25 protein-coding genes and 1 tRNA gene are annotated in these 25,102 nt (G+C 39.1%); 17 read left to right on the top strand and 9 right to left on the bottom strand.

Features of this window, described 5'->3' with window-relative positions:
- The first annotated feature begins 45 nt into the window (after window positions 1–45).
- From IGI42_RS04925 to IGI42_RS04910, 4 genes are all read left to right on the top strand, one after another.
- Complete coding sequence (locus IGI42_RS04925; RefSeq protein ID WP_438714635.1) at window positions 46–1,878, top strand: LTA synthase family protein; 1,833 nt, start codon at window positions 46–48, stop codon at window positions 1,876–1,878.
- A gap of 2 nt (window positions 1,879–1,880) precedes the next feature.
- Entirely contained in the window at window positions 1,881–2,645 is a 765-nt protein-coding gene (locus IGI42_RS04920; protein ID WP_438714633.1) for a tRNA 2-thiocytidine biosynthesis TtcA family protein, read from the top strand.
- 232 nt (window positions 2,646–2,877) lie between these two features.
- Window positions 2,878–5,550, top strand: coding sequence for a cation-translocating P-type ATPase (locus IGI42_RS04915; protein WP_438714632.1), 2,673 nt, complete (start codon window positions 2,878–2,880; stop codon window positions 5,548–5,550).
- Between the two features lie 73 nt (window positions 5,551–5,623).
- Window positions 5,624–6,043: a hypothetical protein gene (locus IGI42_RS04910; RefSeq protein WP_438714630.1), complete on the top strand. Its 420-nt coding sequence runs from the start codon at window positions 5,624–5,626 to the stop codon at window positions 6,041–6,043.
- Between the two features lie 232 nt (window positions 6,044–6,275).
- Here IGI42_RS04910 and IGI42_RS04905 read toward each other — a convergent pair whose 3' ends face one another.
- Both IGI42_RS04905 and IGI42_RS04900 read right to left on the bottom strand, forming a co-directional pair.
- A complete protein-coding gene (locus IGI42_RS04905; RefSeq protein WP_438714629.1) occupies window positions 6,276–6,437 on the bottom strand; it encodes a hypothetical protein in 162 nt (53 codons plus the stop codon).
- A 15-nt stretch (window positions 6,438–6,452) separates the two neighbouring features.
- Window positions 6,453–7,472: a lactonase family protein gene (locus IGI42_RS04900; RefSeq protein WP_438714627.1), complete on the bottom strand. Its 1,020-nt coding sequence runs from the start codon at window positions 7,470–7,472 to the stop codon at window positions 6,453–6,455.
- Window positions 7,473–7,577: 105 nt separating this feature from the next.
- Between IGI42_RS04900 and IGI42_RS04895 the strand changes: the two genes are divergently transcribed.
- A complete protein-coding gene (locus IGI42_RS04895) occupies window positions 7,578–7,922 on the top strand; it encodes a PTS glucitol/sorbitol transporter subunit IIA (protein ID WP_438714626.1) in 345 nt (114 codons plus the stop codon).
- A gap of 11 nt (window positions 7,923–7,933) precedes the next feature.
- On the top strand, window positions 7,934–9,103 hold the full coding sequence (locus IGI42_RS04890; protein WP_438714625.1) for an AI-2E family transporter: 1,170 nt from the start codon (window positions 7,934–7,936) through the stop codon (window positions 9,101–9,103).
- A 64-nt stretch (window positions 9,104–9,167) separates the two neighbouring features.
- Here IGI42_RS04890 and IGI42_RS04885 read toward each other — a convergent pair whose 3' ends face one another.
- The 3 genes from IGI42_RS04885 to IGI42_RS04875 form a co-directional block, all read right to left on the bottom strand.
- Window positions 9,168–9,788, bottom strand: coding sequence for an NAD(P)H-dependent oxidoreductase (locus IGI42_RS04885; protein WP_438714624.1), 621 nt, complete (start codon window positions 9,786–9,788; stop codon window positions 9,168–9,170).
- Between the two features lie 148 nt (window positions 9,789–9,936).
- Window positions 9,937–10,245 (bottom strand): rhodanese-like domain-containing protein, encoded by a 309-nt coding sequence (locus tag IGI42_RS04880; RefSeq protein ID WP_438714623.1) that lies wholly within the window; start codon window positions 10,243–10,245, stop codon window positions 9,937–9,939.
- Window positions 10,246–10,564: 319 nt separating this feature from the next.
- Window positions 10,565–10,954 carry a DUF805 domain-containing protein gene (locus IGI42_RS04875; RefSeq protein ID WP_438714622.1) on the bottom strand — a complete coding sequence of 130 codons (390 nt, stop codon included), beginning with the start codon at window positions 10,952–10,954 and terminating at the stop codon, window positions 10,565–10,567.
- Between the two features lie 328 nt (window positions 10,955–11,282).
- Between IGI42_RS04875 and IGI42_RS04870 the strand changes: the two genes are divergently transcribed.
- The 3 genes from IGI42_RS04870 (at window position 11,283) to manA (ending at window position 14,255) form a co-directional block, all read left to right on the top strand.
- The gene (locus tag IGI42_RS04870) at window positions 11,283–12,104 is read left to right on the top strand and encodes a VOC family protein (RefSeq protein WP_438714620.1); all 822 of its coding nucleotides are present in this window, start codon (window positions 11,283–11,285) and stop codon (window positions 12,102–12,104) included.
- 161 nt (window positions 12,105–12,265) lie between these two features.
- Entirely contained in the window at window positions 12,266–13,294 is a 1,029-nt protein-coding gene (locus IGI42_RS04865) for a serine hydrolase domain-containing protein (RefSeq protein WP_438714619.1), read from the top strand.
- A 13-nt stretch (window positions 13,295–13,307) separates the two neighbouring features.
- The gene (gene manA / locus IGI42_RS04860) at window positions 13,308–14,255 is read left to right on the top strand and encodes a mannose-6-phosphate isomerase, class I (RefSeq protein WP_438714618.1); all 948 of its coding nucleotides are present in this window, start codon (window positions 13,308–13,310) and stop codon (window positions 14,253–14,255) included.
- A 43-nt stretch (window positions 14,256–14,298) separates the two neighbouring features.
- Here manA and IGI42_RS04855 read toward each other — a convergent pair whose 3' ends face one another.
- From IGI42_RS04855 to IGI42_RS04845, 3 genes are all read right to left on the bottom strand, one after another.
- Window positions 14,299–14,991, bottom strand: coding sequence for a type 1 glutamine amidotransferase (locus IGI42_RS04855; protein ID WP_438714617.1), 693 nt, complete (start codon window positions 14,989–14,991; stop codon window positions 14,299–14,301).
- Window positions 14,984–16,336, bottom strand: coding sequence for a MurT ligase domain-containing protein (locus IGI42_RS04850; RefSeq protein WP_438714616.1), 1,353 nt, complete (start codon window positions 16,334–16,336; stop codon window positions 14,984–14,986). Before IGI42_RS04850 ends, IGI42_RS04855 begins: the two co-directional genes overlap by 8 nt.
- 118 nt (window positions 16,337–16,454) lie before the next feature.
- Window positions 16,455–17,852, bottom strand: a complete 1,398-nt coding sequence (locus tag IGI42_RS04845; protein ID WP_438714615.1) for a TrkH family potassium uptake protein — start codon at window positions 17,850–17,852, stop codon at window positions 16,455–16,457.
- A gap of 235 nt (window positions 17,853–18,087) precedes the next feature.
- Here IGI42_RS04845 and IGI42_RS04840 point away from each other — a divergent pair, with 235 nt between their 5' ends.
- From IGI42_RS04840 to upp, 6 genes are all read left to right on the top strand, one after another.
- The gene (locus IGI42_RS04840) at window positions 18,088–18,669 is read left to right on the top strand and encodes a thymidine kinase (protein ID WP_438714613.1); all 582 of its coding nucleotides are present in this window, start codon (window positions 18,088–18,090) and stop codon (window positions 18,667–18,669) included.
- Window positions 18,670–19,743: a peptide chain release factor 1 gene (gene prfA / locus IGI42_RS04835; protein ID WP_438714612.1), complete on the top strand. Its 1,074-nt coding sequence runs from the start codon at window positions 18,670–18,672 to the stop codon at window positions 19,741–19,743.
- On the top strand, window positions 19,736–20,566 hold the full coding sequence (gene prmC, locus IGI42_RS04830) for a peptide chain release factor N(5)-glutamine methyltransferase (protein ID WP_438714611.1): 831 nt from the start codon (window positions 19,736–19,738) through the stop codon (window positions 20,564–20,566). The genes prfA and prmC overlap by 8 nt, the downstream gene beginning before the upstream one ends.
- A 197-nt stretch (window positions 20,567–20,763) precedes the next feature.
- Window positions 20,764–21,780, top strand: coding sequence for an L-threonylcarbamoyladenylate synthase (locus IGI42_RS04825; protein ID WP_438714609.1), 1,017 nt, complete (start codon window positions 20,764–20,766; stop codon window positions 21,778–21,780).
- Window positions 21,781–21,846: 66 nt separating this feature from the next.
- On the top strand, window positions 21,847–23,085 hold the full coding sequence (gene glyA, locus IGI42_RS04820; RefSeq protein ID WP_438717012.1) for a serine hydroxymethyltransferase: 1,239 nt from the start codon (window positions 21,847–21,849) through the stop codon (window positions 23,083–23,085).
- Window positions 23,086–23,155: 70 nt separating this feature from the next.
- The gene (upp, locus tag IGI42_RS04815) at window positions 23,156–23,785 is read left to right on the top strand and encodes a uracil phosphoribosyltransferase (protein ID WP_438714607.1); all 630 of its coding nucleotides are present in this window, start codon (window positions 23,156–23,158) and stop codon (window positions 23,783–23,785) included.
- A 23-nt stretch (window positions 23,786–23,808) separates the two neighbouring features.
- On the opposite strand, the gene IGI42_RS04810 is transcribed toward upp, so the two are convergent.
- A complete protein-coding gene (locus IGI42_RS04810) occupies window positions 23,809–24,048 on the bottom strand; it encodes a hypothetical protein (protein ID WP_438714605.1) in 240 nt (79 codons plus the stop codon).
- Window positions 24,049–24,182: 134 nt separating this feature from the next.
- Here IGI42_RS04810 and IGI42_RS04805 point away from each other — a divergent pair.
- Window positions 24,183–24,255, top strand: a tRNA-Thr gene (locus tag IGI42_RS04805).
- A gap of 156 nt (window positions 24,256–24,411) precedes the next feature.
- Window positions 24,412–25,038 (top strand): DUF1361 domain-containing protein, encoded by a 627-nt coding sequence (locus IGI42_RS04800; protein ID WP_438714604.1) that lies wholly within the window; start codon window positions 24,412–24,414, stop codon window positions 25,036–25,038.
- Window positions 25,039–25,102 lie beyond the last annotated feature (64 nt).

Here is a 25,102-nt window from a genome sequence, read left to right as displayed (position 1 = left end):
TAGTTGATTTCTAGCTAAAATAATCCATGATTGAATTAGTAGGAGTTGACTTATATTAATAAATTGCGCAAACATAAAAAATTGATCAAAATCATTGGTAGTATTTTAGCAGTAATCTTGTTAATTATTATCTCCAATCTCTTCTTACAATTAGCCCAGAATGACTTTTCTTTTGATCTAGCTTTTAAATTTGCTTTTTCTTGGCATACAGAGAAGTTTTTCTTAGGCTGCTTAGTTTTATTGCTGCTCTACCTATTTTTAACAAGTATTATGGGGTCTTTTTTATTCGGCAGCTTATTTTATACGTTCTTGATTGTGGGGATTGGTATCGCCGATTTTCTTAAAATGAAATACCGCTCTGAACCAATTTATCCCGATGACTTAAAGATGATTGCTGAATTTGGAATGATTCGCGATATTGTTGGCGGGCCCCTGTTTGCTGGTTTTTTGATACTATTAGGCGCAGGCGTAGCAATCACCATTTTCAGTATTTATAGAGGTAGGAAATTGACTAAACGGACCCAAATCGTTCGGTTGATGATATTGGTTATCAGCAGCTTGTCTCTGGTTTATATTAGTCATTTTAACAGCCCGGACAATTTACTGCGTAAAGCCTACAATAAAACGGCTTTGTGGATTCCCTATAGTCAAGAAATGAATTATTATAATACGGGTTTCATGGGCGGTTTTTTGTACAATTTACGGGTAGAGCCGATGGAAGAACCAGAGGGCTATTCACAAGAAGCTGTCAAAGAGATCGTTGATAAGTATAATTTAGAAGTTGACCAAGCAACTTCTGAGGAAACGCCGAACATTGTTTATATTATGAACGAGAGTTTTTCCGATCCTAGTCGTTTAGCGGGGATCGAGATTAATGGCGGCGATCCGCTAGCCGGTTATCGAACGATTGCTGACAATACTTACAGTGGTCAAATGCTTTCGCAAAACTATGGTGGAGGCACAGCCAATATTGAATTTGAAGCATTGACTAGTTTTTCAATGGAACTATTTAATCCACAGATGACGACTCCTTATACTATGCTAGTGCCTAAAATGGAAAAAATACCTTCGCTGGTTTCTTTGTTAAAGGAAAGAAATTATCAAACTACGGCTATCCATCCTTACAATACATCGATGTACAAGCGTAAGGATGTATACGAGGTTTTGGGGTTTGATCAATTTTTGGATGAAGATACGATGGAGTATACGGATAAACAAGAAAACAACCCGTACATTTCTGACGCCTCAGCCTATGAAGAGATTTGGAATCTGCTTGCACAAAATGGTCCGCAGTTTATTCACTTGGTAACGATGCAGACACATTTGCCGTATGATGGAAAATATAATGACCTTGATTTTCAGGCAATTGGCAACAATACGTCTTCAATGAATAACTATTTACAAGATATCTATTACGCCAGTGAATCTTTGAAGGCTTTTCTTGAAAGACTAGATAGTTTGGATCAACGAACATTGGTGGTTTTCTGGGGAGACCATCTGCCAGGGATATACAATGATACCATTCAAGCAGAGAATGCCGGTCATACATTACATGAAACGGAATTTTTCTTATATGACAACAAACATCAGTTGTCAAATCAAGATCAGCAAGGGGTTGTTACCAGTCCCTTCTACTTTACGGCGGATTTATTTAATCAAGCGGGTATGCCAACAACGGGATTTCATCAATTATTGTTAGCCTTGCAAGAGGATATTCCAGCATTTGAAAAAGGCATGTATTACCAGGCTGGACAGTGGCAGAAAACGGCACGCTTGAACCAGTCGCAAGAAAAAGTGTATCAAGATTATCAAATGATTCAATACGATATTACAGCGGGTGAACAATATAGCCTGCGAGAAAATTTTTTTGAGGAGTAATTATGAGCTTTAAGAAAAAAGACAATCAAACCTATTATAATCCGATGCGACGGGCGATTTTGAATCACCGAATGATCGAGCCAGGCGACAAGGTTGCTGTGGGCATGAGTGGTGGTAAGGACAGCACTTCCTTATTTTACTTATTGGAACAAATTCGTAGTCAAGGCCGTTTAGGTTTTGACTTTGAATTAGTTCCGATCTGTTTGGACATGGGATTTGAAGGCTGTGATATTTCTCCCATGCAGCAATTTGTAGAAAAGCTTGGTTACCAGCTGGAGGTAGTTCCTACTAATATTGCAAAAGTTGTATTTGACATTCGTAAAGAGCGTTCACCTTGTTCACTGTGTGCCAAACTGCGACGAGGAATTTTATACAATCGTGCCAAAGAATTAGGCTGTCAAAAGGTAGCTCTAGGGCATCATTTAGACGATGCAATTGAAACTTACTTCATGAATTTTTTGTTTCACGGTCGCTTAAATAGCTTTGAACCTAAGAGCTATTTGACGAAAACAGGTGTAACTTTGATTCGTCCACTGATTTATATAGAAGAAAAGCAATTGATCCGTTTTGTGAAGCGTGAAGAAATCCCTGTCGTTTTTAATCCCTGTCCAGTAGACAAGCAAACCAAGCGTGAAGAGATAAAGCAGCTGGTTACAGCACTCTCAAAAGACTACAGTGATGTGCGGGAAAAGTTCATCATGGGCATGGAACAAGGCAATGAACAGGATTTTTGGACAAAAAGTTTAGATAAAAGCCTTTTATCTTAAAAGAAAGATTGAATTCTTACGATTCATCGTGTTATAATTCTCTTTGTATTAGTCATGAGGGAGTAACTAGCAGCTAAAGCTGTGGCAACGCCACCAACAAGAAAGAAATTTCTGGTGTTGTCTTAAATAGTGAGACTTATGTATGTTTTTAAGCATACACAAGTCTATTTTTTTTCCTTTTTCTCAGGAACTAAGGTAGACTAGTGTTGCAAAATAATAAAGGAGGAAGAACATGTCAGAGGAGAAAAAGAAGCAATTGTCCCATCCTTTTTACGCTGAAGACACAGAAACTGTCTTAAACCAGTTGCAATCAACAGAGGAAGGCTTGTCTTCAAGCGAGGCTCAAAAAAGAATCGAAGAATACGGTACAAACGAGCTAGATGAAGGCGAAAAGAAAAGTATGGCCGCTCGATTCTTCGAACAATTTAAAGACATGATGATCATCGTGTTGATTTTTGCGGCGATTATTTCAGCCGTTGTTTCCCATGAAGTAGTGGATTCAATCATTATTTTAGCAGTTGTAATCATTAATGCAGTAATGGGTGTACTGCAAGAATCCAAGGCGGAGCAAGCGATCGAAGCGCTTCGGGAAATGTCTACTCCAAATGCGAATGTTCTACGGGACAATCATGTAAAATCAATTAAATCAACAGAATTAGTTCCCGGAGACGTTGTCATGTTGGAAGCCGGAGACGTAGTTCCAGCTGATTTGCGTTTATTAGAAGCTGCTTCCTTGAAAATTGAAGAAGCTGCTTTAACCGGAGAATCTGTTCCCGTTGAAAAAGAAATGGTTGTTATCGATCAGCAGGATGTAGGTATTGGCGATCGAATCAATATGGCTTTTTCTAACAGTAACGTAACTTATGGCCGCGGCCGTGGTGTCGTAGTTAGTACAGGGATGAACACTGAAGTTGGTAAAATTGCTGACATGCTCGCACAGGCTGACGAAACGGAAACACCATTGAAAAACAATTTGAATCAGCTTGGGAAATTCTTAACGATCGCAATTATTGTCATTGCGGCAATTATGTTTGTCGTAGGGATTGCAATCAATGGAACTTCTTGGGATGAAATGTTCTTAACATCGATTTCACTAGCAGTTGCGGCTATTCCAGAAGGACTGCCTGCGATTGTTACAATTATTTTGGCTTTAGGTACTCAAGTAATGGCCAAACGGAACTCAGTGATTCGTAAATTACCTGCAGTTGAAACATTAGGTTCGACTGATATTATCGCGTCAGATAAAACAGGGACGTTAACTTTAAACCAAATGACGGTTGAAAAACTATATGTTAACAACCAGCAAATTGGTGCAAAAGAAGAGATGCCGAAGGATTTAATGGCGATTAAAGTGATGAACTTTGCCAATGATACGAAATTCAGTCAAGAAGGCAATTTAATTGGTGATCCGACTGAAACGGCTTTGGTTCAATTTGGTTTAGATCGCGGCTTTGATGTTCGTGAAGAAACGAAAAAAGAAAAGCGGGTAGCGGAACTACCATTTGATTCTGATCGTAAGCTAATGAGTACCATCCACGAACAAGCGAACGGCAAGTATTTAGTAGCTGTTAAAGGTGCACCAGATGTATTATTAACTCGTGCAACTGGCGTACTGATAAACGATAAAGTTATCCCAATGACTGAAAAAGAAAAAAATGATATTTTGACTAATAATACTGACTTAGCACAACAAGCTTTGCGTGTGTTAGGTATGGCTTATAAGATGGTTGATCAAATTCCAACTGAAATGGAATCAGAAATCATTGAAAATGATCTAATCTTTGCTGGACTTGTGGGGATGATCGATCCTGAGCGGGCTGAAGCAGCTGAAGCGGTTCGTGTAGCTAAATCAGCGGGCGTTCGTCCAATCATGATCACAGGTGACCACAAGGACACTGCTGAAGCAATTGCAGTTCGTTTAGGAATTGTCGAAAAAGGCAATGATGCAGCTGTTTTAACGGGAGCAGAATTAAATGAAATGAGTGACGAAGAATTTGCTCAAAAAGTGACGAACTATTCTGTCTATGCTCGAGTATCACCGGAACATAAGGTTCGTATCGTAAAAGCTTGGCAAACAGAAGGCAAAGTAGTAGCTATGACTGGTGACGGTGTCAATGATGCGCCTGCCTTGAAACAAGCTGATATTGGTATTGGTATGGGTATCACCGGAACTGAAGTATCTAAAGGTGCTTCTGACATGGTCTTAGCCGATGACAACTTTGCAACAATCGTTGTAGCAGTTGAAGAAGGACGTAAAGTCTTCTCAAATATTCAAAAATCTGTTCAGTATTTATTGGCAGCTAACTTAGGTGAAGTATTGACCTTGTTCTTAGCAACCTTGTTTGGTTGGGATACATTACTACCAATTCACTTGTTGTGGATTAACTTAGTAACGGATACCTTCCCAGCTATTGCTCTAGGAATGGAACCTGCTGAAAAAGACTTAATGCTGCATAAACCACGTGGACGTAACTCTAACCTATTCTCAGGTGGCGTATTCTCTAGTATTATCTACCAAGGGATCTTAGAAGGTGCAACGGTGTTGTTTGTTTATTGGTCAGCGATTCAATGGCCAGTTCACAATACCTATGATGCAATCCATTCTGATGCTTTGACGATGGCGTTTGCGACATTAGGCTTGATGCAACTGTTCCATGCCTTTAACGTAAAATCAGTGCATCAATCGATCTTTAAAGTCGGACCATTCCGCAACAAAACCTTCAACTGGGCAATCTTGCTGTCATTTGTCTTAATGATGGTTATCATCGTGGTTCCCGGACTGAATGATATCTTTAGGGTAGCTCATCTTGATCTATATCAATGGGGTACAGTATTAGGTGCATCCTTTGCGATTATTCCAATTGTAGAAATTGTGAAGTTCTTTCAACGCAAAACGATGAATTAAGGTATAATAGCTAGTAGGAAAGCTGTCGCTTTGCGGCAGCTTTTTTTTAATAATTTATATGAGGAGAGATTTTATGCGTCCAAACGTAGGATTTTATGCTGGAGAAATTAATGCACTTATAAAAAATACCGAAGAAATGGGTGAAAAGCTGCACCCTAGTTACGAAGAAATTCGGACAGCAATTGATGAGAAGAAAGAACTCGATTCTGAAAGAGTTTCTGAAATCCATGAGCTATTTGCGGAAGGAACTAAATTTTATCAATTGAATCTTGAAAAAATCAAGTTGTTAAAACCACCTGCAAAAGTAATGGGAAATCACAAGAAATTTGAAAAAGCGTATACTGAGTACGTAGCTGGTTGTCAGGAAATGACCGACAGCTTAGTACCAGAAGTCAATGTTGAAGCCTTCGATGCAGCAGAACAAAAGCAAGACAATGCAACGGACGTTATTTACAAAACTATTCAAAAAATTACGAATCTTTTGCTTAAATAAGAGCTGGTAGCAGACATAACAAATGTTTTCTAATTCTAATGTAATTGTACTTTAAATACAAAGAAGGTTGTCTAGGTTATAGTATATTCATACCTAAACAACCTTTTCTTTTCATTACGTAAGTATTTTCTCCTTAAATATTTACTCCTTTTCCACCGATCCCCAGTCGGTGGTTTTTTGTACCTTGAAAAAAACCTGCGAAAGCTGTAACTAGCTTTTGCAGGTTCTTCCATTAGTTCTCAATATTTCTTACATAGTTTTCAAAATAATTATTTAAATCATTTTTTAGTTTTTGGTATTCTTCTTCAGTAAATTCTTTGTCTTCAATTTTTCCAGTGAAGCGTGGAATTCCTAAATCTTTGCTAAGACGTTCAATTACTTCTTCTTTGTCCATTTCGCAAAACCCTTTCTAGTCAAAGTATACGCAAACACATTCTGGCGCATAAATATTTTTTTGCACCAACTCTAATAAGCCGGTAGCAGAATCACGGCGATACAAGGTTAGATTGTCGGTAGATTGATTGCCGCAAACAACGTAATCATTTTCAGGTGTCAAATTAAAGTCTCTTGGACCATCGCCTTCGGTAGAGATGAATTGAATCGTTTCTAGGGATGTTCCATCTTCTGAAACTTGGTAGACAACGATTGAATTATGTCCCCGATTGGAAGCATAGAGGAACTTCCCATCGTTGGAGATACGAATGGCTGCTCCGGCACTTTCGCCTGTGAAATCTTCCGGTAAGGTAGAAAGTGTTTGTAAAGGAGAAAAGCTGCTGTCTTCACGCTGATAAGCAAGAACAGTAACTGTATTATTCAATTCACCGAACAAGTAGGCGATGTCTTTTTCTGGATGAAAAACTAAATGACGTGGTCCACAGCCTGCTTGGCTTAAGTATTTAGCTACTTCTTTTATTTGACCTGATGCGTCTACATCATAGGTATATACATAGTCTGTTCCAAGATCGCAAACGACTAAACGATTGTCTGGTGTCAAATCGGTGTAGTGGACGTGTGCGGTATTTTGATTTTCGTGGGGGCCCGTTTCTTCCTCGTGATAAACAGCGGCTGCTGCCTCTAATGAACCGTCCTCTTTAATACGATACACATTCACTTCGCCTTTATGATAATTAGCACCATAGACGAGTTGGCGTTCTTCATCAACGGCTACGTAGCACAATGGTGCGCCTTCTTCAGTAACGGCATTTAAGAAAGTCATTTGAGCATCGTAGCTAGATGCACCGCCTTCTTCATTTTTCGTAGTTACAGAGTAAAGATTGCCTGCGTTGCTTTTAGTTAAATAGGTAGGGCTGACTTCTTTGGTAACCAAAGTTAAGTTATCTAAAGTTCCTTTGTCAGTATCTAATTGAATTTGGTAGATTCCTTCACTTTTGTTCCGTGTATAAGTTCCTAAAAGAATAGTTTTAAGCATAATGTCCTCCTTTATTTGTTGTCTATATTTTACCAGTATGTAGAGGGCTTGGATAGCTAGAAGTTTATGATATAATTGAAAAGAAACTAGAAAAGGGCGTGAACCATGACAAAAACAGAGATTATACGAGTTGGAGAACAAGCGATCAACGATGAACCGATTCTAATTCTTTTTGGCGAATCGGTAACACCTGAACTGGCTGTTCATTCAATCGTTCAGCGAAAGAAAGACCAACAGAAAATTGAGTTGAAAATTGGCAGCGAAGTTTGTTTTGGCGATCAGGTTTATCAGGTGACTGCACTCGGCCATTTAGCCAACCAAAATTTGAATGAACTTGCTCATGCGACGGTGTTCTTTAAGAAAAGTGAAAATGAGAGTGCGAATGGTATTTATTTAGAACCAGAAGTAGTACCAACTATTGAAGTAGGAATGGAAATTAGCTTCTCGTAGGAGTGAATGCTTTGGATAAAAAGAAATTTACAGAAAAAACTTCCTGGTTTTGGAAGTGGTTTTTAAATAATCAGGTGATTGTGGGCTTGATTATAACTTTACTCTTACTTTTAATTCTGCTAGTGTTCACAAAGGTTTCGTATCTTTTTGAACCAATTGGTCAATTCTTTGCAATTGTCGGTTTGCCAATGGTTTTAGCAGGTATTCTTTTTTACCTCATGAATCCGGTAGTGAATTATCTAGAAAAAAAGGGGATAAAGCGGCAGTACGGCATCATCTTGCTGTTTATAGTTGTACTAGCACTGCTGATCTGGGGAGTTGTCGTAATTGTACCAGAAATTCGTCAGCAGATTCAGTCTTTAATCCGCAGCTTTCCTGGCTACATTGATACGATTGAAGCTAAAGCTGATCAGATCTTTAAAGACCCTTCATTTCGTTCGGTGCAGGAATATATTGAAAACAGTGCCCAACGTATTTTGGAGTCAGTTACTGCTTTAACACAGGATCTTTCAAGAGTGACGTTACAGGGGTTAGGGAGTGTTGTTTCAGTTGTCACAAATATTGTGATCGCACTATTCACTGCACCAATCATCCTGTTCTTTCTATTAAAAGATGGGAAACGATTAGGACCTTATTTGGTTTCATTTCTACCAAACAGAATGCGCCGCCCGACGTACCGAGTATTAAGCGAAATGAATCAACAACTGGCATCGTATATTCGCGGGCAGTTGACCGTAGCTTTTGCTGTAGCCGTTATGTTTATGATCGGTTTTTCAGTAGTAGGTTTGAATTACAGTATCTTGTTAGGCGTTTTAGCCGGTTTCTTAAATTTGATTCCGTACCTTGGCTCTTTTTTAGCAATGATTCCGGTGATATTTATCGCGATCGTAACAGGGCCAGTCATGCTATTAAAGGTTATTATTGTCTTTGCGATTGAGCAAATGATTGAAGGTCGAATCGTTTCGCCATTAGTCTTGGGAAGTCAATTGGAAATTCATCCGGTAACGATCATGTTTGTTTTGCTAACAGCCGGAAAAATATTTGGCTTAGCGGGGATTATTTTAGGGATTCCTTTCTATGCAGTAGCAAAAGTTATTGCTAGTCATGTCTTTGAATGGTATAAAAGTGTTTCAACTTTATACAATGACGAAGAGGTGGAAGAAGAACCCAATGATACGTAATAAAAAAGTGGTTCACAACTCCTTCCTTAACTGGAAGAGAGAAGTGAACCACTTTTATTATTTACTAAAAGTTTTTGGCAATTTCCGCTGCTTTTTCTTTCGCCGCATCGACAATCGCAACTCGTTGGTTTGGATCGTAGTCAGCACCTTCGATATAAACAGAAGAAAAATCAGTAATACCGACAAATTTCAGCATTTCTCTCACATACATAGCGGAAAAATCTTTCCCATCGTAAACACCGCCACTAGATTGAATGTGGAGCGCTTTTTTACCTTCTGTTAAGCCTACTGGGCCTTCAGCAGTGTATTTAAAAGTTTTGCCTGCTACATTAACAGTGTCAAACCAAGCTTTTAAGCGGGTTGGAATGTTTAAATTCCACAAGGCATTGGCAACAACAATTTTATCACTTGCTAAAAATTGTTCCGTGAAATCATTGAACAATCGGACTTTCTCCTGTTGGTCAGAAGTTAATGCGGTGTATTCTTTGCCTTGACTCAATTCTTTCCAAGCCATTAACAAATCTTGATCGATTTCCGGCAAATTGACTTGAAACAAGTCAACGATTTCCATCGTGTCCTCTGGATGGGCAGATTGATAAGTAGAAATAAATGCATCTAACACAGTAAGTGTTTGTGAATCATCATTTGTGAGCGGGTGCGCTTTCACAACGAGTACTTTTGACATTAAGATACTTCCCTTCATTCGTTATAACCTTATAGTATCTAAATTCTGCAAAATTCTCAATTTATTTGCTTACAAAAAGTACTAATAAAATGTAATACACCCTCCAAGCCTAGTATAACAGGTTTGGAGGGTGTATTTATTTTACTGTTTAACTGGCAAGATAGCTTGAAAAAGCTGTTGCTCCGCCAATGACGTTTACTACCTTGTAGCCTTTATCTCGTAAAAACTGTGCCATTGTTTCAGAATAATCACCGAACTGACTAAACAGATAATAGGTTTTGTCTTTATCCAATTGAGTAAATTGGTTCACTAACTGGGTTAGTGGGATTTGCGTTACATGAGTAAAACCTTTCAATTCAGCCGTATCATAAAATTCTGGATCTCTGAGATCAATCACATTTAATGGTTGAGTAGCTGCAAGGGATAAAAATTCTAGAGTAGTTACAGAAAGATTCATGAATTTATCCACCTCTTTTTTCATTTTTGTCTAAGTCCAGATACTAATACAGAAGGTGAACAATTACAAGTATTATGGAAAGCTTCTTAAAATAGAATAAGTATCTTTAAGGAAAGATTCACAATTTAGGCAAATTTTAAGGGTGATCATGAAAGTGGCTGTGACATAAACCGTCACAGCCACTGAAAATTGCATAATCGGTATAACTGAAGTAGCTCTTTTGTAAGTAAGCCCAATAAGCGCAAAAATATGAGCAGCTATTTTCGGTTTATTTCTCGGAGCTGAACACTTTTGTCATAACCTCAAGTAAAGACTGATTCTAGTAGCGTTCTGATTGATTTTGTGACCAACGTGAAAAAGCAGAGGATGGTAAGATTAGCAGAACAAACATGATAATTGGTCCTAAAATAGGGATAATATACAATAGTATCCACCAGTTGCTTTTATTTGTATCATGGAGTCTTCTAGCACGAACGGTAAAGTTAGCTAACCAAATTAGAATAGATAAGATTAAGAAAACAACCACACGAATGTTCATCTCTTTCACCGATTCAGTTGCAAAGTCATAATACCTTGGCAAGTTCGTTAGCCAGCTGTATAAAAACAGTGCGAAATAGTTCACTACTTGCGGCCACCAGTATTGCCCTCGCGTTGCTCGAGCGTTCATCACCGTAATATTTTTCCAGTATTCCTTATAAGCTTGAATCATAGCACTCACTCCTTAATATAGTTAGTAGTCTCTCGTTAAATTGGTTATTAGTCAAACAATCGGCTTTTATTGAAGAAAATAGGTGTGGAGAATTAAATGTTAGAAGCTATTTGGCTATGATAAGATTATTGAAATTGGGAATCACAAGGTAGTGAGAGAGAAAAGAGATTATATGCGGAGTTGTATCACAGCTATTTTTCAGAAAACACAGCTTAATTAGTTGAAAAAGAAAAATACTTTTCGGTAATCGCCTTTTTTTAATGGCTTTCGCTTGCGGTATTTCCTTGCTATAGGTAAAATTAGTATGAATATGGAGGGATTAGATAAAATGGGGAAATTCAATTTGGGTGATCTGTCACTAAAGACCATTGCGGTTCGAGTGAAAGATCGCGATTTGATGATTCATTTTTACCGGGATATTATTGGCTTTCATTTATTGCGGGAAGAAAATGAACTAGCAATTTTAGGCTATAAAGAACCAATGACCGAATTACTATGGCTAGAAGAAAGTCCAAGAGCAAAAGAACACAAGGGTGAAATAAAAAAAATGCAGCGCTTTTCATTAGCTGTGCCTAATGAAGAAGAGTTGGCCAATGTTGCGTACCGAGCACAAAAAAATGAATATCCAGTAAAGGATGCACTGAAAACAGACAAAGAAAAAGGTCTTTTATTAGTCGATCCGGAAGGCAACGAAATTGAAGTCTTTTATGCGCCCGATGAAAAAAGCTCGACTGAACAAGCGAATCACATGGACGTAGATGCGCTAGCGGCGGAAGCAACTGAAAAGAAAAAAATTCATCAATCGTATTTTGGACGTGTTCATCTTAACGTTAGTGATGTTGAGAAACAAGAAGCTTTTCTTTCTGACATTTTAGGTTTAAAGGTACACGAAGAAAACGGTAAGCTGCGCATCCTGAATCGTGGGGACTTTCACGTGGGATTAACGCAAGCTAGCGGCGGAACGATCGATGAACCAACAGACAAAGTATTAGGATTAGATTTTTTACAATTTATCATTAGCAAAGAAGATTTAGTTGCGTTAGTTGATCACCTGAATGAAAACAATAAGGAATTTTTTGTTGATAAGAAACAATCGTTGATCACTATTTATGATTCTGTAGGGATTGAATGGTGGTTTGTTTTAAAATAGCAAAACTGCCGCGTGAAAACGCGGTTTTTTTGAGATGTAAAAAAGTATGGGTTTTCAAAATTGAAAGCTACAGCTATGTTAACGATGTCCGGCTTCGCAAATTAGCTTTGCCGGTACTAAACGTAAACGAGTTTGTGAAGCCTTTCTTAAGGGGGAAGCTTATGTACCCAAATACAACTAAGATAATTGAAGAAAAGCAACAGCAAGGTGTATTTCCGGGAGTAGTTTATTCATTTATTGGTGGGCGTAAGCAGCAAACAACTACTTTGGGATTAGCACAAATAGAACCAATTACTCGTCAAATGGAGGAAGATGCGCTATTTGACGTAGCTTCTTTGACTAAGGTCATCTGTACAACAACGATGATGCTAAAGCTATGGGAAGAAAACAAAATTGAGTGGGATCAGCCTTTGAAGGAGTTGCTTCCTGAATTTCGAGATGGACGTATTACTTTGCGTCATTTACTGACTCATACATCGGATATTCAAACCTTTATTCCGCAACGTGATAAATTAAATGCCCAAGAATTGCGGGCGGCATATTTGACGTTGCAATCGGGAGAAAATTTAGGTGAGCAGGTGAAGTACACGGATGCAGGAACAATTCTTTTAGGCTTTATGCTAGAGGAATTGTATCAAGAAAAACTAGTCAGCATTTTTCGCAAAGAAATATTGGAACCCTTAAAAATGACCGACAGCTGTTTTCTGCCAAATCCGAATGACGAACGAATCGTACCTACTGAAAAGTTAGTAAATGGTGAGGTACTAAGAGGGATTACCCATGATCCGAAGGCTAGAGTGCTAGCTGAACATGCCGGAAATGCGGGATTGTTTACAAATATGAGCGATTTAAAGAAATTTACCGAAATGTATTTGAATTTTGGTAGCGTTAACGGTAAGATTTACTTGCAAGAAAGTACCATTGCATTTTTATTGTCTGATCAGACACCAACAGGCAGTGGTGGGCGGAGTCTTGGTTGGGATTTGCGAGGAGATTCAAATCAGCAACCATTACTTTTTCATACAGGCTACACAGGTACATTTATGCTGTTGGACCCCAGCAAGCACTCGGCATTTCTTTTCTTATCTAACCGTGTGCACCCGCAGGATCATCGCCAAGAATACTTGCACCAGCGGGATGAAATTCTAGCTGTTTATCTGGCTGAACAGGCAGCACTATATCACAAATAGAGGAGTAGTAGACGTGGAACCATTATTTTTAAAACCAGTATTTCAAGAGAAGATTTGGGGAGGCGATCGCCTTCATACCGTTTTTGGTTTTGATTTGCCTAACGACAGCATCGGCGAGGATTGGGCGATTAGTGGGCACCCTCACGGCGTTAGTATCGTTGAAAACGGACCATATAAAGGGTGGCAATTAGACCAGCTTTGGACTGAACATCGGGAATTATTTGACAATGCAGCAGGAGATGTCTTTCCATTATTAACAAAAATTTTAGATGCCGAGGATGACTTGTCAGTACAGGTTCACCCAGATGATTCTTATGGGTTGAAGCACGAAGGCGAACTAGGAAAAACCGAATGCTGGTACATTATTGATGCCAAACCAGGTGCGGAAATCGTTTACGGTCACACTGCTCAAACACGAGAAGAATTGGCTGAAATGATTGAAAATGGCCAGTGGGAACGTTTATTACACCGAGTACCTGTTAAAAAAGGTGACTTTTTCTATGTACCTAGTGGCACCATCCATGCAATTGGTCGAGGAATTTTGATCTTAGAAACGCAACAAAGTTCGGATACCACTTATCGGGTGTATGATTATGACCGTAAAGACGATCAGGGGAACAAGCGGGAGCTTCACGTGCAGCAATCAGTGGAGGTAACTACAGTTCCTGCGATTAGTCCGGAATTGGAAGTGCAAGAAACCAAACATGGCGCATCTTCTATTATTAATTATCTAAAGACTGATTTTTTCAATATCTATGAATGGGATGTTGCTGGTCAGCTTTCACTTAACAAAGAGGGTGCTTATACATTGATGACAGTTGTTGAAGGCTATGGCAATCTGATTGTTGACGGACAAACTTATGAAATGCAACCAGGAACCAGCTGTATTTTACCGTCAGCTATTCAAACTTGGATCTTAGAAGGCGAAATGAAAATTATTGCTTCTACGCCAGGTAAATAAAAAAAGACTTGATTCTCTGATCATCGAGAATCAAGTCTTTTTACTATTCAGCAGGTAATTCCGGTAAGATAATATCTTCACCATATTTATTTTTTAAGGCAGTATAAAGTAGTCTGACTGCTAAAGCTTTGTTGCGGGAAAGGATCGGTCCGTGGAAGTAGGTTCCATAAACATTTTTATAAATGACACCTTCCCCTTCATCTTCACCATTGTTGCCTTTACCCTGCACGACTTTTCCTAATGGGCGTTCCTCTTTACCTAAGAAGGTCCGGCCATTATGGTTTTCAAAGCCATAGTAGGTTTCGTCAAATTCCTCATTATGAATGATGATATCACCAATGAAACGATTATTGTCTTGGCTTAAGGTGTAATGATCTAAAGCACCAATGCCATTGATTTTTTCACCGTTCGCGCCAATATAATAGTGCCCAAGTAACTGATAACCACCGCAGACTGCGAGAATCACCCCATCGTTTTCGATATATTCAGTCAACGCTTCTTTTTTATCTTGAATATCTTTAGAGACGATGACCTGTTCATAATCTTGTCCGCCACCAATAAAGACTAAGTCATACTTTTGCGGATCAAATGCTTGATGAATGCTGACAATTTCTGTGTTTAATTCAATCCCCATTTGTTTGGCGTAATAGTGAAACATTAATAAATTCCCGTTGTCACCATAAGTATTTAAAAGATTTCCATATAAATGAGCCATTGTTAATTGATAATTAGCCACGATCCATTCCCCCATCAATGTAGCCCTTTTGTGCAAGCTCTTTACGTAATTGTAAAACGGCTGTGTAAGTAGCAAGGATATAGACATGTTCAGTCGGCACCGTTTTAATGGCCTCGATCACATCTGTTAAGTTTTCTTTCTCCGTCAGTCGTTCTGGAGCAATTCCAGCAACCTTCAAACGGAGTGCCATGTCGGTATGACGATCTCCACCAGCAATTACGGCTGGGATATCCATCTCGGCGAACGCTTCATGATTCCCATCCCAAATCCAGCTAACATCAATGCCATCAGCATAGTTGGCATTTAGTAAAGAGACTAATGAAAAAGGATAAGGAGCTAACCCGATCATGTCAATGACTTGATTTAAGCCTACTGGATTTTTAACTAAGACTAAGGTACATTTTTTGTCGCCGATAGCAAATTCTTCCTGACGACCGAAAACTTTCTCGTCATAACCTAAGCCTTGGCGGATTTTTTCCGGCGAGACGTTAAAATACTCCGCTACCGCAGTTGCAGCCAATGCATTGTAGACATTGTACATGCCACCAACTTCGATTTTGTACTCTTGATTATCAATCACAAAAGCAGAAGAAGTATTGTCCATACCTAACATTTTGGTTAATTTATAATCCAGCTCCGGACGATGGAAACCGCAGTTTGGACAGAAATATTTACCCAAATTGGCATAGGTAATCATTTGGTAGCGTAAAATGTGCTGACATCTTGGGCACAACAAACCATCTGTATTGTAGTGAGCTTCTTGTTCCTGATCAGGTAAATGGTCAAAGCCGTAATATTTGCGAGGATTTAACGTATCCAAGGAATTAAAGATCGGCGAATCCCCATTACAAATAATGGGTGCATTTGGTGACTTTGCAGCACCTTCTACAATCATTTTATAAGTGGTATAGATTTCGCCGTAACGATCCATCTGATCACGGAAAATATTGGTAAATAAGAAAAGTTCAGGCTTAATGTATTCTGTTACTTTACTTAAACTAGCCTCGTCAATTTCCAGCACAGCAAATTTCTTGGCGCCTTTTTTTCCTTTAGCTTGTAAAAAAGTTGAAACAATCCCTTGCGCCATGTTGGCACCCGTTGGATTAGTCACGACTTGATCAAATTCCTGTTTTAAAATATTCACAGTCAGCGCCGTTGTTAAGGTTTTTCCGTTGGTTCCGGTAACTACAACTACACTATAATCTTTAGCCAGTGTATCTAAAATATGTGGATCAAGTTTTAAAGCTAATTGTCCAGGATAACTGGAACCACCTTTAAAAAAGGTTTTTAATACCCATTGGGAGGTCTTGCCGGCAGCAATTGCCAGATGACTTCGTAACCCCATTACACATCCTCCATGTCTGTAAACAAATTTAGTTTATCTTATCATACTTGAAAAAAAAGTTTAAATAGCTTTTCTCATTCTTAATGATTCTACAAAAAAAGCAGGAGCTGCAAGGCTCCTACCCAATAATAATCTTTTCTTCCGGATATTCATACCCTAAGTCACGAGTTTCTTTAGGTACAAACAGCAATAATGTGTACAACATGCCGATTCGACCAATAAACATCAAAATAGCAATCATAATTTTACCAGTGGCTGACAGATCGTCCGTTATACCTAAAGACAAACCAGTTGTTCCAAAAGCTGAAGTCACTTCGACAATAATTGAAATCAGCGAATGGTCCTCAGTAGCAGTTAAAAATAGGATACTAAAAAAGCACATCCCCATCGAAAGCATAAAAACCACCACCGATTTTCGTACGTCATTTTGGGGAATCCGGCGATTGAAAATATTAATGTCTTCTTCGTTTTTTAAGAAAGAGTATAAATACAAGCCAATAATGGCTATCGTAGTGGTTCGAATGCCGCCACCGACTGAGCTAGGAGAACATCCAATAAACATCAACATTGAGAAAATAATCAAGGTAGTATTTTGGAATTGATTCAAGTCGTGAATCTGTAGACCAGCGTTCCGCGTAGTCATAGAATAAAATGCTGAATTGAGCCATTGATCCCAAGTAGATAAGTGACTAAAGCTGTGATTTTTCTCCAATAGCCAAATAATAATGGTTCCGCCTACAAATAAGACAACAAAAGCCAGTAAGGCAATCTTAGAAAACAAACTAAAGCGAAAAGGAATCTTGGAAGCTGAGCGGCGGTGAGTCACCCAACCATAAAAATCCATTAGCACGGGAAAGCCGATGCCGCCAATAAAAATCAAAAACATAATGATGATCAAAAATAAATGATCATTTGCCAAAGGAATAATAGAGTTACCTGTGACATCAAAGCCTGAATTTGTCACGGCTGAGATAGACTGATAAAAGCCATAAAAAATGGCTTCACCAGCAGTTGCATAGTAGTCCATAAAATAGAAATAAATCGAAAACACCGTGCCAAAGATCAGTTCCGTACATAAAAGCATGGTTAAGGTAATCTTGATCAATAAAACGACGCCACTCAACCGCGGTTGATTCATATCCGTCATGATTAGTTGCCGCTGCTTCAAAGAAATCCTTCGTTTAGAAACAATGAAAAAGAAGGTACTGATCATCATAATACCTAGACCACCAACATGGAACAAAATTTCTAACAAGACAACACCAGTCTCATTAAAAACAGTATTGATATCAAAAGTAGTTAACCCAGTTACCGATACGGTGGAAATAGCCATAAAAACCATATCTAAAAAAGAGGCGTGAGAATTAGGCTGACGAAAAACAGGTAAATAAAATAAAAACAAAGATAACAGTGTCATGATCAAATAATAAAAAACGATTATTTGAATCGATGAAAAACGATTGTCCAGCCTACGGAGACTTCGCTTGACGAAGTTCAGGCGACGTGAAAAGTTCATGGGAACAATAGACTCCTTCTGCCAATAATTATCACTAGTATATCACGCATCAAAATAGAAGGAAGAAAAATTCTGCAGTTAATTTATTCTGTGCGGATTTCCTTAAATTTTTTACTAAAAACTGTAAGAAATATCCATCATCTTTAGAGAATAAGGAGAGAATAGAAATTATGACTGTAAAAAATACTTCTTTTCGGCTATAATACGATAGGAATGAAGTGAAAGGTGACAAGAGATGGCACAGCTTTTTTTTAAATATGGCGCAATGAACAGTGGAAAGACAATCGAAATTCTGAAGGTCGCCCACAATTATGAAGAGCAAAATAAACCAGTTGTTTTGATGACCAGTGGCTTAGACACTCGAGACGGTGTAGGAGTGATTGCTAGTCGCATCGGACTGAAACGACCAGCGATGCCCATTTTCGCTGAAACGAATGTCTATGATACGATTAAGGCACTTGATTATAAGCCTTATTGTGTACTAGTAGATGAATCACAATTTTTGTTGAAACACCATGTGATTGAATTTGCTAAAGTAGTCGATGAACTAGGTATCCCAGTTATGGCCTTTGGTTTGAAAAATGATTTTCGAAATGAACTATTTGAAGGATCAAAATATCTGCTGTTGTATGCAGATAAATTAGAAGAATTAAAAACAATTTGCTGGTTCTGTCACAAAAAGGCAACAATGAACCTGCATTTTATTGATGGCAAGCCCGTTTATGAGGGTGATCAGGTACAAATTGGTGGGAATGAAGCCTATTATCCTGTTTGTCGCAAGCACTATTTGCACCCGGAAATTAAGGAGGATGAATAAATGTACGATCAGTTACAAAGCATGGAGGATCGTTACGAAGAGCTTGGTGAATTACTTAGTGATCCGGAGGTAGTTACCGATACCCAACGATTCATGAGACTTTCCAAAGAAGAAGCCAGCATTCGTGAAACAGTTGAAACTTATCGCCGCTACAAAAAAGTCTTAGAAGGAATCGCTGAAGCCGAAGAATTATTAGGTGAAAACCTAGAAGCTGATATGGCCGAAATGGCTAAGGAAGAATTAAATGAGTTAAAGAAAGAAAAAGAAGTCTTAGAAGAAGACATCAAGATCCTACTATTGCCAAAGGACCCGAATGATGACAAAAACATCATCATGGAAATCCGTGGTGCAGCTGGCGGGGATGAAGCTGCCTTGTTTGCAGGGGACTTGTTTAACATGTACCAACGCTATGCGGAAGCTCAAGGCTGGAAGACGGAAGTGATGGATGCCAATGTTACTGGTATTGGCGGATACAAAGAAGTTATTATGATGATTACCGGCGACAATGTCTTTTCAAAATTGAAATACGAGAGTGGCGCTCACCGTGTCCAACGAGTGCCATCTACCGAATCACAAGGACGGATCCATACTTCCACTGCAACAGTTGTGGTTATGCCAGAAGCAGAAGAAGTCGAAATTGACATCGCTGAAAAAGATATCCGTACCGATATCTATCACGCATCTGGTGCTGGTGGACAGCACGTCAATAAGACGGCCTCTGCGGTACGCTTGACTCATATTCCAACCGGTGTAGTTGTAGCAATGCAAGACGAACGTTCTCAGTTGAAAAACCGGGAAAAGGCGATGAAAGTTTTACGTGCCCGTGTGTATGACAAAATTTCACAAGAAGCACAGTCTGAATATGATGCAAGTCGAAAATCAGCTGTCGGAACCGGAGATCGCTCCGAACGTATCCGTACCTATAATTTTCCACAAAACCGCGTAACCGATCATCGTATCGGCTTAACGATTCAAAAATTAGATCAAATTCTAACTGGAAAATTAGATGAAATTATCGATGCACTGATTCTATTTGACCAAACGAAGAAGCTGGAAGAGATGCAAAATGGGTAAAACCTACGTAGAAGTCCTTTCAAGGGCTTCTTCTTTTTTAGAAGAAGCAGGCCTAGAAGGCTATGCAATTGAGTACCTTTTTCTTGAACGCAAAGGCTGGAATAAAACACAGTGGCTGTTACACATGCGCGAAGAAATTTCTATAGAAGAAGAAGCCATCATTCAAGCAGATCTCAAAAAATTGCTCGAACATTTTCCGCCCCAGTATATTTTAGGCTATAGTGATTTTTTAGGTCGTCGTTTTAAAGTTACAGAAGGAACGCTAATCCCACGACCAGAGACAGAAGAGCTGGTTATGTTATGTTTGGAAAAGAACCAACAAGCAAATCTAAAGGTAGTGGATATCGGTACAGGAACTGGGGCAATTGCGATTACTTTAAAACTGATTCGTCCAAGTTGGCAGGTAACCGCGGTAGATATTTCTGAAGAGGCTTTAGCAGTTGCCAAAGAAAATGCGAGTGAAAATATAGCAGAGATAGATTTTCTTTTAGGTGATACACTGTCGGTGATTAAAGAGCCGCAAGATATTATTATTAGTAATCCGCCTTATATCAGCTCCGCTGAATGGGAATTAATGGATGAGAGTGTTCGTACTTTTGAACCTAAGCAGGCATTATTTGCGGAAAACGATGGCTTAGCCATCTATCAAAAGATCGCACAGGAAAGCCCGAAATGGTTAAAACCAACTGGTATGCTGCTGTTGGAAATTGGGTTTCAGCAAGGAAAAGCAGTCAGCCAGATAATGCAACAAGCTTTTCCTGATAAGCATGTAGAAGTTAGAAAAGATCTTTCTGGAAACGATCGAATCGTTCGAGTATTTTAATTGTTCAACATGGGGACAAAAAATATTTTGACTACGTATATGATAAAAAAACATTGATTTATCAAGCTGTAAAGCAGTCAGAAAGTTATCAACAGGGTTATGCACACTTGACAAATTCATTATCCACAGTGTGTGGATATCTCTGAATGAAAACAGGATAGCTTAGGAAATCGGAAAAAAGGAGCTGTGGAAAAGCTGTGGAAACGAAAATATTTCAAATTGAAGAATTGGACGATGCGGCAGAACTGCTAAAGCGTGGGGAGTTAGTGGCATTCCCGACTGAAACGGTCTACGGATTGGGCGCTGATGCGCTTTTGCCAGAGTCTGTTAAACAGGTTTTTCAGGTCAAAGGACGTCCCAGTGATAACCCGCTAATCGTTCACGTGGCAGACTTCAAAATGACAGAACACTTTGTGGACAAATACCATCCGTTGACGGAAAAAATTGTTCAGCATTTTTGGCCAGGTCCCTTGACGTTGATTTTTCCTATTAAAAAAAACAGTCTGAGCCCCGTGGTAACCGGTGGCTTATCCACAGCTGCCTTTAGAATGCCAGACAATAAAAAAACACTTGAGTTGATTAAAAAAACGGGAGCTCCACTGGTGGGCCCCAGTGCAAATACTTCCGGTAAGCCAAGTCCTACAACTGCTGAGCACGTCTATCATGATTTAAAAGGAAAAATTGCGGGTATCTTAGATGATGGCGCGACCCAGATTGGGGTGGAATCTACGGTGTTAGATTTAAGCGGAAGTATCCCTATTATTTTACGTCCGGGTGCGGTAACTAAGAAACAATTGGAGGAAGTTCTCCAGACAGAAGTTCTCCTAGACAAACACCTAGTCAAAGAAAGCGAAACACCCAAGTCACCGGGCATGAAGTATAAGCATTATTCTCCTGATACACCAGTAGTGATGGTAAGAGACAATGATTGGGAATCGGCAATCCAATGGGCTGAGCAAAATCAGAAAGCAGTCGGCTTGTTGGTCGGTCCCATGATTGGTAACAAGTTCCAAAGTGCGGATCGGTATATTTTCCAAGATGATACGGTGGAAGCGGCAACTCGTGGTTTGTATAGTGGCTTGCGCGCTTTAGATGAAGCCGATCATAGTGATGTAATTTTAACACAAATTTTTGAAGAGAATGAACTGGGGGCAGCTTACATGAATCGCTTGAAAAAAGCCGCAGGGCAAAAATATTTTGAAAAAAATAGCTAAAACATTCGATTATATGGCAATCTTTGCGTATACTAGATACAACAATCAGGAAAGGTGAGGATGTATTTGAATTATCAAGCAGTAGATCCCGATTTGTGGGAAGCCATAGCAAAAGAGGCACAACGTCAGCAAAACAATGTGGAGCTGATTGCTTCGGAGAATATCGTCTCTGAGGCTGTTCAAGCAGCACAAGGCAGCATCTTAACGAATAAGTACGCAGAAGGTTATCCTGGGCGTCGTTACTACGGAGGATGCGAATTCGTTGATATTGTCGAAAGCTTAGCCATTGATCGTGCGAAAGAATTATTTGGGGCGAAATATGCCAATGTTCAAGCGCATTCCGGTTCTCAAGCAAATCAGGCAGGTTACCTTTCCCTAATTGAAGCTGGCGATACAGTTTTAGGTATGGATTTAGCTGCAGGGGGGCACTTAACCCATGGTTCTCCAGTAAACTTTAGTGGGAAAACTTATAACTTTGTGGCGTATGGTGTTGACCCTACAACTGAAGCGATCGATTATGAAGTGGTACGTATTTTAGCCCGCAAGCATCAGCCTAAACTAATCATTGCTGGTGCCAGTGCGTATAGTCGTGTGATTGACTTTGCCCGTTTCCGAGAAATTGCGGATGAGGTGGGTGCAAAATTGATGGTGGATATGGCTCATATTGCTGGTTTAGTCGCTACAGGTCTTCATCCTAATCCTGTTCCGTATGCCGATATCGTGACTTCAACGACCCATAAAACGTTGCGTGGTCCACGAGGCGGATTGATTTTAACCAATGACGAAGCATTAGCGAAGAAAATTAATAGTGCGGTATTTCCTGGAATACAAGGTGGTCCTTTAGAGCACGTAGTAGCTGCAAAAGCTGTAGCTTTGAAAGAAGCGATGTCTGAAGACTTTAAAACCTATCAGCAGCAAGTTTTAGATAATATCCAAGCAATGGTGAAGGTCTTTAATCAGGCTCCAGAAAGTCGGGTGATTTCTGGTGGAAGTGATAATCATTTGATTTTGTTGGATGTAACTGGTTTTGAAATGACTGGTAAAGAGGCGGAACATTTATTGGATAGTGTTCATATCACAGTTAATAAGAATTCCATTCCCTTTGAAACAAAGAGTCCATTCCAGACAAGTGGTATCCGTATCGGAACACCAGCAATTACTAGTCGTGGTTTTAAAGAAGAAGACAGCAAGAAAATCGCAGAATTAATCTTGGAAACCTTGCGCTCTAAAGGCGACCAAAGCCGCTTAGATGCAGTGAAAAAAGCGATACTAGAATTAACTGACGCACATCCACTAAATGACTAGGATTATGACTAGTTTTCTATAGAGGATTGCCTTATAATAAGAGTAAATTATAGATGAGGAGCTATTCATTATGGGAAAGTTTCAAGTAATTGATCATCCATTGATTCAACACAAATTAACAATTATCCGCGATAAGGATTGCGGAACCAAAGTATTTCGTGAGGTTGTTGGTGAAATTGCCAACTTGATGGCTTATGAAGTATCACGAGACATGCCTTTAGAAGATATTGAAATTGAAACACCGATGCAAAAATCAGTACAAAAGACATTATCTGGTAAAAAAGTAGCGATTGTTCCTATTTTACGTGCAGGTATTGGTATGGTAGATGGAATTTTAGAATTGATTCCAGCAGCTAAAGTGGGCCATATCGGTTTATTCCGCGATGAAGAAACTTTAGAGCCACATGAATATTTCTTCAAAATGCCTGAGGATATTGATAATCGTCAATTGTTTATCGTTGATCCGATGCTGGCAACCGGTGGATCAGCTATTATGGCAATCGATTCATTGAAAAAACGCGGCGCTTCAAACATGAAATTTGTCTGCTTAGTTGCTGCTCCAGAGGGTGTTAAGGCGCTACAAGATGCCCATCCAGATGTAGATATTTATACTGCTGCATTAGACGATCACTTAAATGAACATGGCTATATTGTTCCAGGTCTAGGTGATGCAGGGGACCGTTTATTTGGTACCAGATAAAAAAATTCAGTGATCCAAACGGATCACTGAATTTTTTTCATTTGCTTATAGTTGATAACTACAACCCCGTTGGATTGATTAATTAGTTCGGCGTTTTTCGTATTTTCGTCTATTTCTACAACAGCGGCATTTTTCAGCTGCTTGGTCACTACGCCAGTTTGGGGCTGATTGCGAACAGTGAACATTACACGTGTCTGAACAGGAAAATCTTTTCCTGCTTCTGAAGGGTCAATCTGCGTTGTCATTTTACCAAATGTTGCCATGTAAAAAATTCCCCCTTTTGTTCTAACACGCTTATTATAGCATATTTCGTTGAAATTTTCATGTAACCGCTTTTGACAGACGTTGGGGCTTTACATTTTGTTAAAAGTTTTCTATAATTTCATTTGTATCATTCGCCAGCTTAGCTCAGTTGGTAGAGCAACGCACTCGTAACGCGTAGGTCACAGGTTCGATCCCTGCAGCTGGCATTAAAATTAGCCCTAAATCCTTAACATCTGAGGATTTAGGGCTTTGCTTGTGCTAAACTAGTTTATCTTATCAGCTTTATTAGTCGGTAGCCTAATAGAACCAGGTTATCGACTTTATTGTACATTTATACCAGAATAAATTAGGAGTGGTTGAGAATGAAAAGCAGGAAATCCATCTTTTATCGGCTGTTTCTGCTAGTTTATATTATTGCTATGTGGACCTTTAAAAATCCTTTTTCGTTCATGAGTTTAAATGTCTTTTTGGCCTGGGTACCGATTGAATTTGGAATTCTTTTTGGTTGTCTGCGTAATAAGTGGCAGTATCTCTTTGGTGGACTTTGGTTATTATTTTTCCCGAATATTCCGTATTTACTCACAGATTTTTTTCATTTACAAGCGCTAGACATTTATCAGAAACAGGGACTGTTTCGGTCCGACAGCTATTATTGGTTTTTGTATCTTTTGTTGATTCTACCGATTTTTATTATGGTGTTGGTGGGAATGAAGCAGGCGTTAGAGCTCACCAAAAGAATTCCTTACCTAAGAAATTATCCAAGACTGAGCTTGCTAGCACTAGCGTTTTTATCAGGAATCGCAATATACATTGGTCGTTTTGAGCGCATTCACTCGATTGAACTAGTTTTACATCCACTATCAACTTTCGTATTACTCGTTGGCAGCTGGTCAGTGGAAAAGCTACAATTTGTACTAATCTTTATGATCATTCAATGTACGATTTGGTTTTTACTAAATGAATTGAAGATAGTTAAAATAGAAGACTAAATTTTTTTCAAAGTAACAGATGCTCGCTTTTATTTGCCGCAAGAAGCGTCTATAATAAGCAGAT

This window comes from Enterococcus sp. AZ109 (assembly GCF_051714625.1).
Lineage (GTDB): Bacteria > Bacillota > Bacilli > Lactobacillales > Enterococcaceae > Enterococcus_A.
This window is presented reverse-complemented; position numbering and strand designations above follow the sequence as displayed.

Excerpts from the sequence above, each read along its gene's own strand:
- IGI42_RS04920 (WP_438714633.1), top strand. The coding sequence starts at position 1,881 with ATGAGCTTTAAGAAAAAAGACAATCAAACCTATTATAATCCGATGCGA.
- IGI42_RS04915 (WP_438714632.1), top strand. The coding sequence starts at position 2,878 with ATGTCAGAGGAGAAAAAGAAGCAATTGTCCCATCCTTTTTACGCTGAA.
- IGI42_RS04910 (WP_438714630.1), top strand. The coding sequence starts at position 5,624 with ATGCGTCCAAACGTAGGATTTTATGCTGGAGAAATTAATGCACTTATA.
- IGI42_RS04905 (WP_438714629.1), bottom strand. The coding sequence starts at position 6,437 with ATGGACAAAGAAGAAGTAATTGAACGTCTTAGCAAAGATTTAGGAATT.
- IGI42_RS04900 (WP_438714627.1), bottom strand. The coding sequence starts at position 7,472 with ATGCTTAAAACTATTCTTTTAGGAACTTATACACGGAACAAAAGTGAA.
- IGI42_RS04895 (WP_438714626.1), top strand. The coding sequence starts at position 7,578 with ATGACAAAAACAGAGATTATACGAGTTGGAGAACAAGCGATCAACGAT.
- IGI42_RS04885 (WP_438714624.1), bottom strand. The coding sequence starts at position 9,788 with ATGTCAAAAGTACTCGTTGTGAAAGCGCACCCGCTCACAAATGATGAT.
- IGI42_RS04880 (WP_438714623.1), bottom strand. The coding sequence starts at position 10,245 with ATGAATCTTTCTGTAACTACTCTAGAATTTTTATCCCTTGCAGCTACT.
- IGI42_RS04875 (WP_438714622.1), bottom strand. The coding sequence starts at position 10,954 with ATGATTCAAGCTTATAAGGAATACTGGAAAAATATTACGGTGATGAAC.
- IGI42_RS04870 (WP_438714620.1), top strand. The coding sequence starts at position 11,283 with ATGGGGAAATTCAATTTGGGTGATCTGTCACTAAAGACCATTGCGGTT.
- IGI42_RS04865 (WP_438714619.1), top strand. The coding sequence starts at position 12,266 with ATGTACCCAAATACAACTAAGATAATTGAAGAAAAGCAACAGCAAGGT.
- IGI42_RS04850 (WP_438714616.1), bottom strand. The coding sequence starts at position 16,336 with ATGGGGTTACGAAGTCATCTGGCAATTGCTGCCGGCAAGACCTCCCAA.
- IGI42_RS04845 (WP_438714615.1), bottom strand. The coding sequence starts at position 17,852 with ATGAACTTTTCACGTCGCCTGAACTTCGTCAAGCGAAGTCTCCGTAGG.
- IGI42_RS04840 (WP_438714613.1), top strand. The coding sequence starts at position 18,088 with ATGGCACAGCTTTTTTTTAAATATGGCGCAATGAACAGTGGAAAGACA.
- prfA (WP_438714612.1), top strand. The coding sequence starts at position 18,670 with ATGTACGATCAGTTACAAAGCATGGAGGATCGTTACGAAGAGCTTGGT.
- prmC (WP_438714611.1), top strand. The coding sequence starts at position 19,736 with ATGGGTAAAACCTACGTAGAAGTCCTTTCAAGGGCTTCTTCTTTTTTA.
- upp (WP_438714607.1), top strand. The coding sequence starts at position 23,156 with ATGGGAAAGTTTCAAGTAATTGATCATCCATTGATTCAACACAAATTA.
- IGI42_RS04810 (WP_438714605.1), bottom strand. The coding sequence starts at position 24,048 with ATGGCAACATTTGGTAAAATGACAACGCAGATTGACCCTTCAGAAGCA.
- IGI42_RS04800 (WP_438714604.1), top strand. The coding sequence starts at position 24,412 with ATGAAAAGCAGGAAATCCATCTTTTATCGGCTGTTTCTGCTAGTTTAT.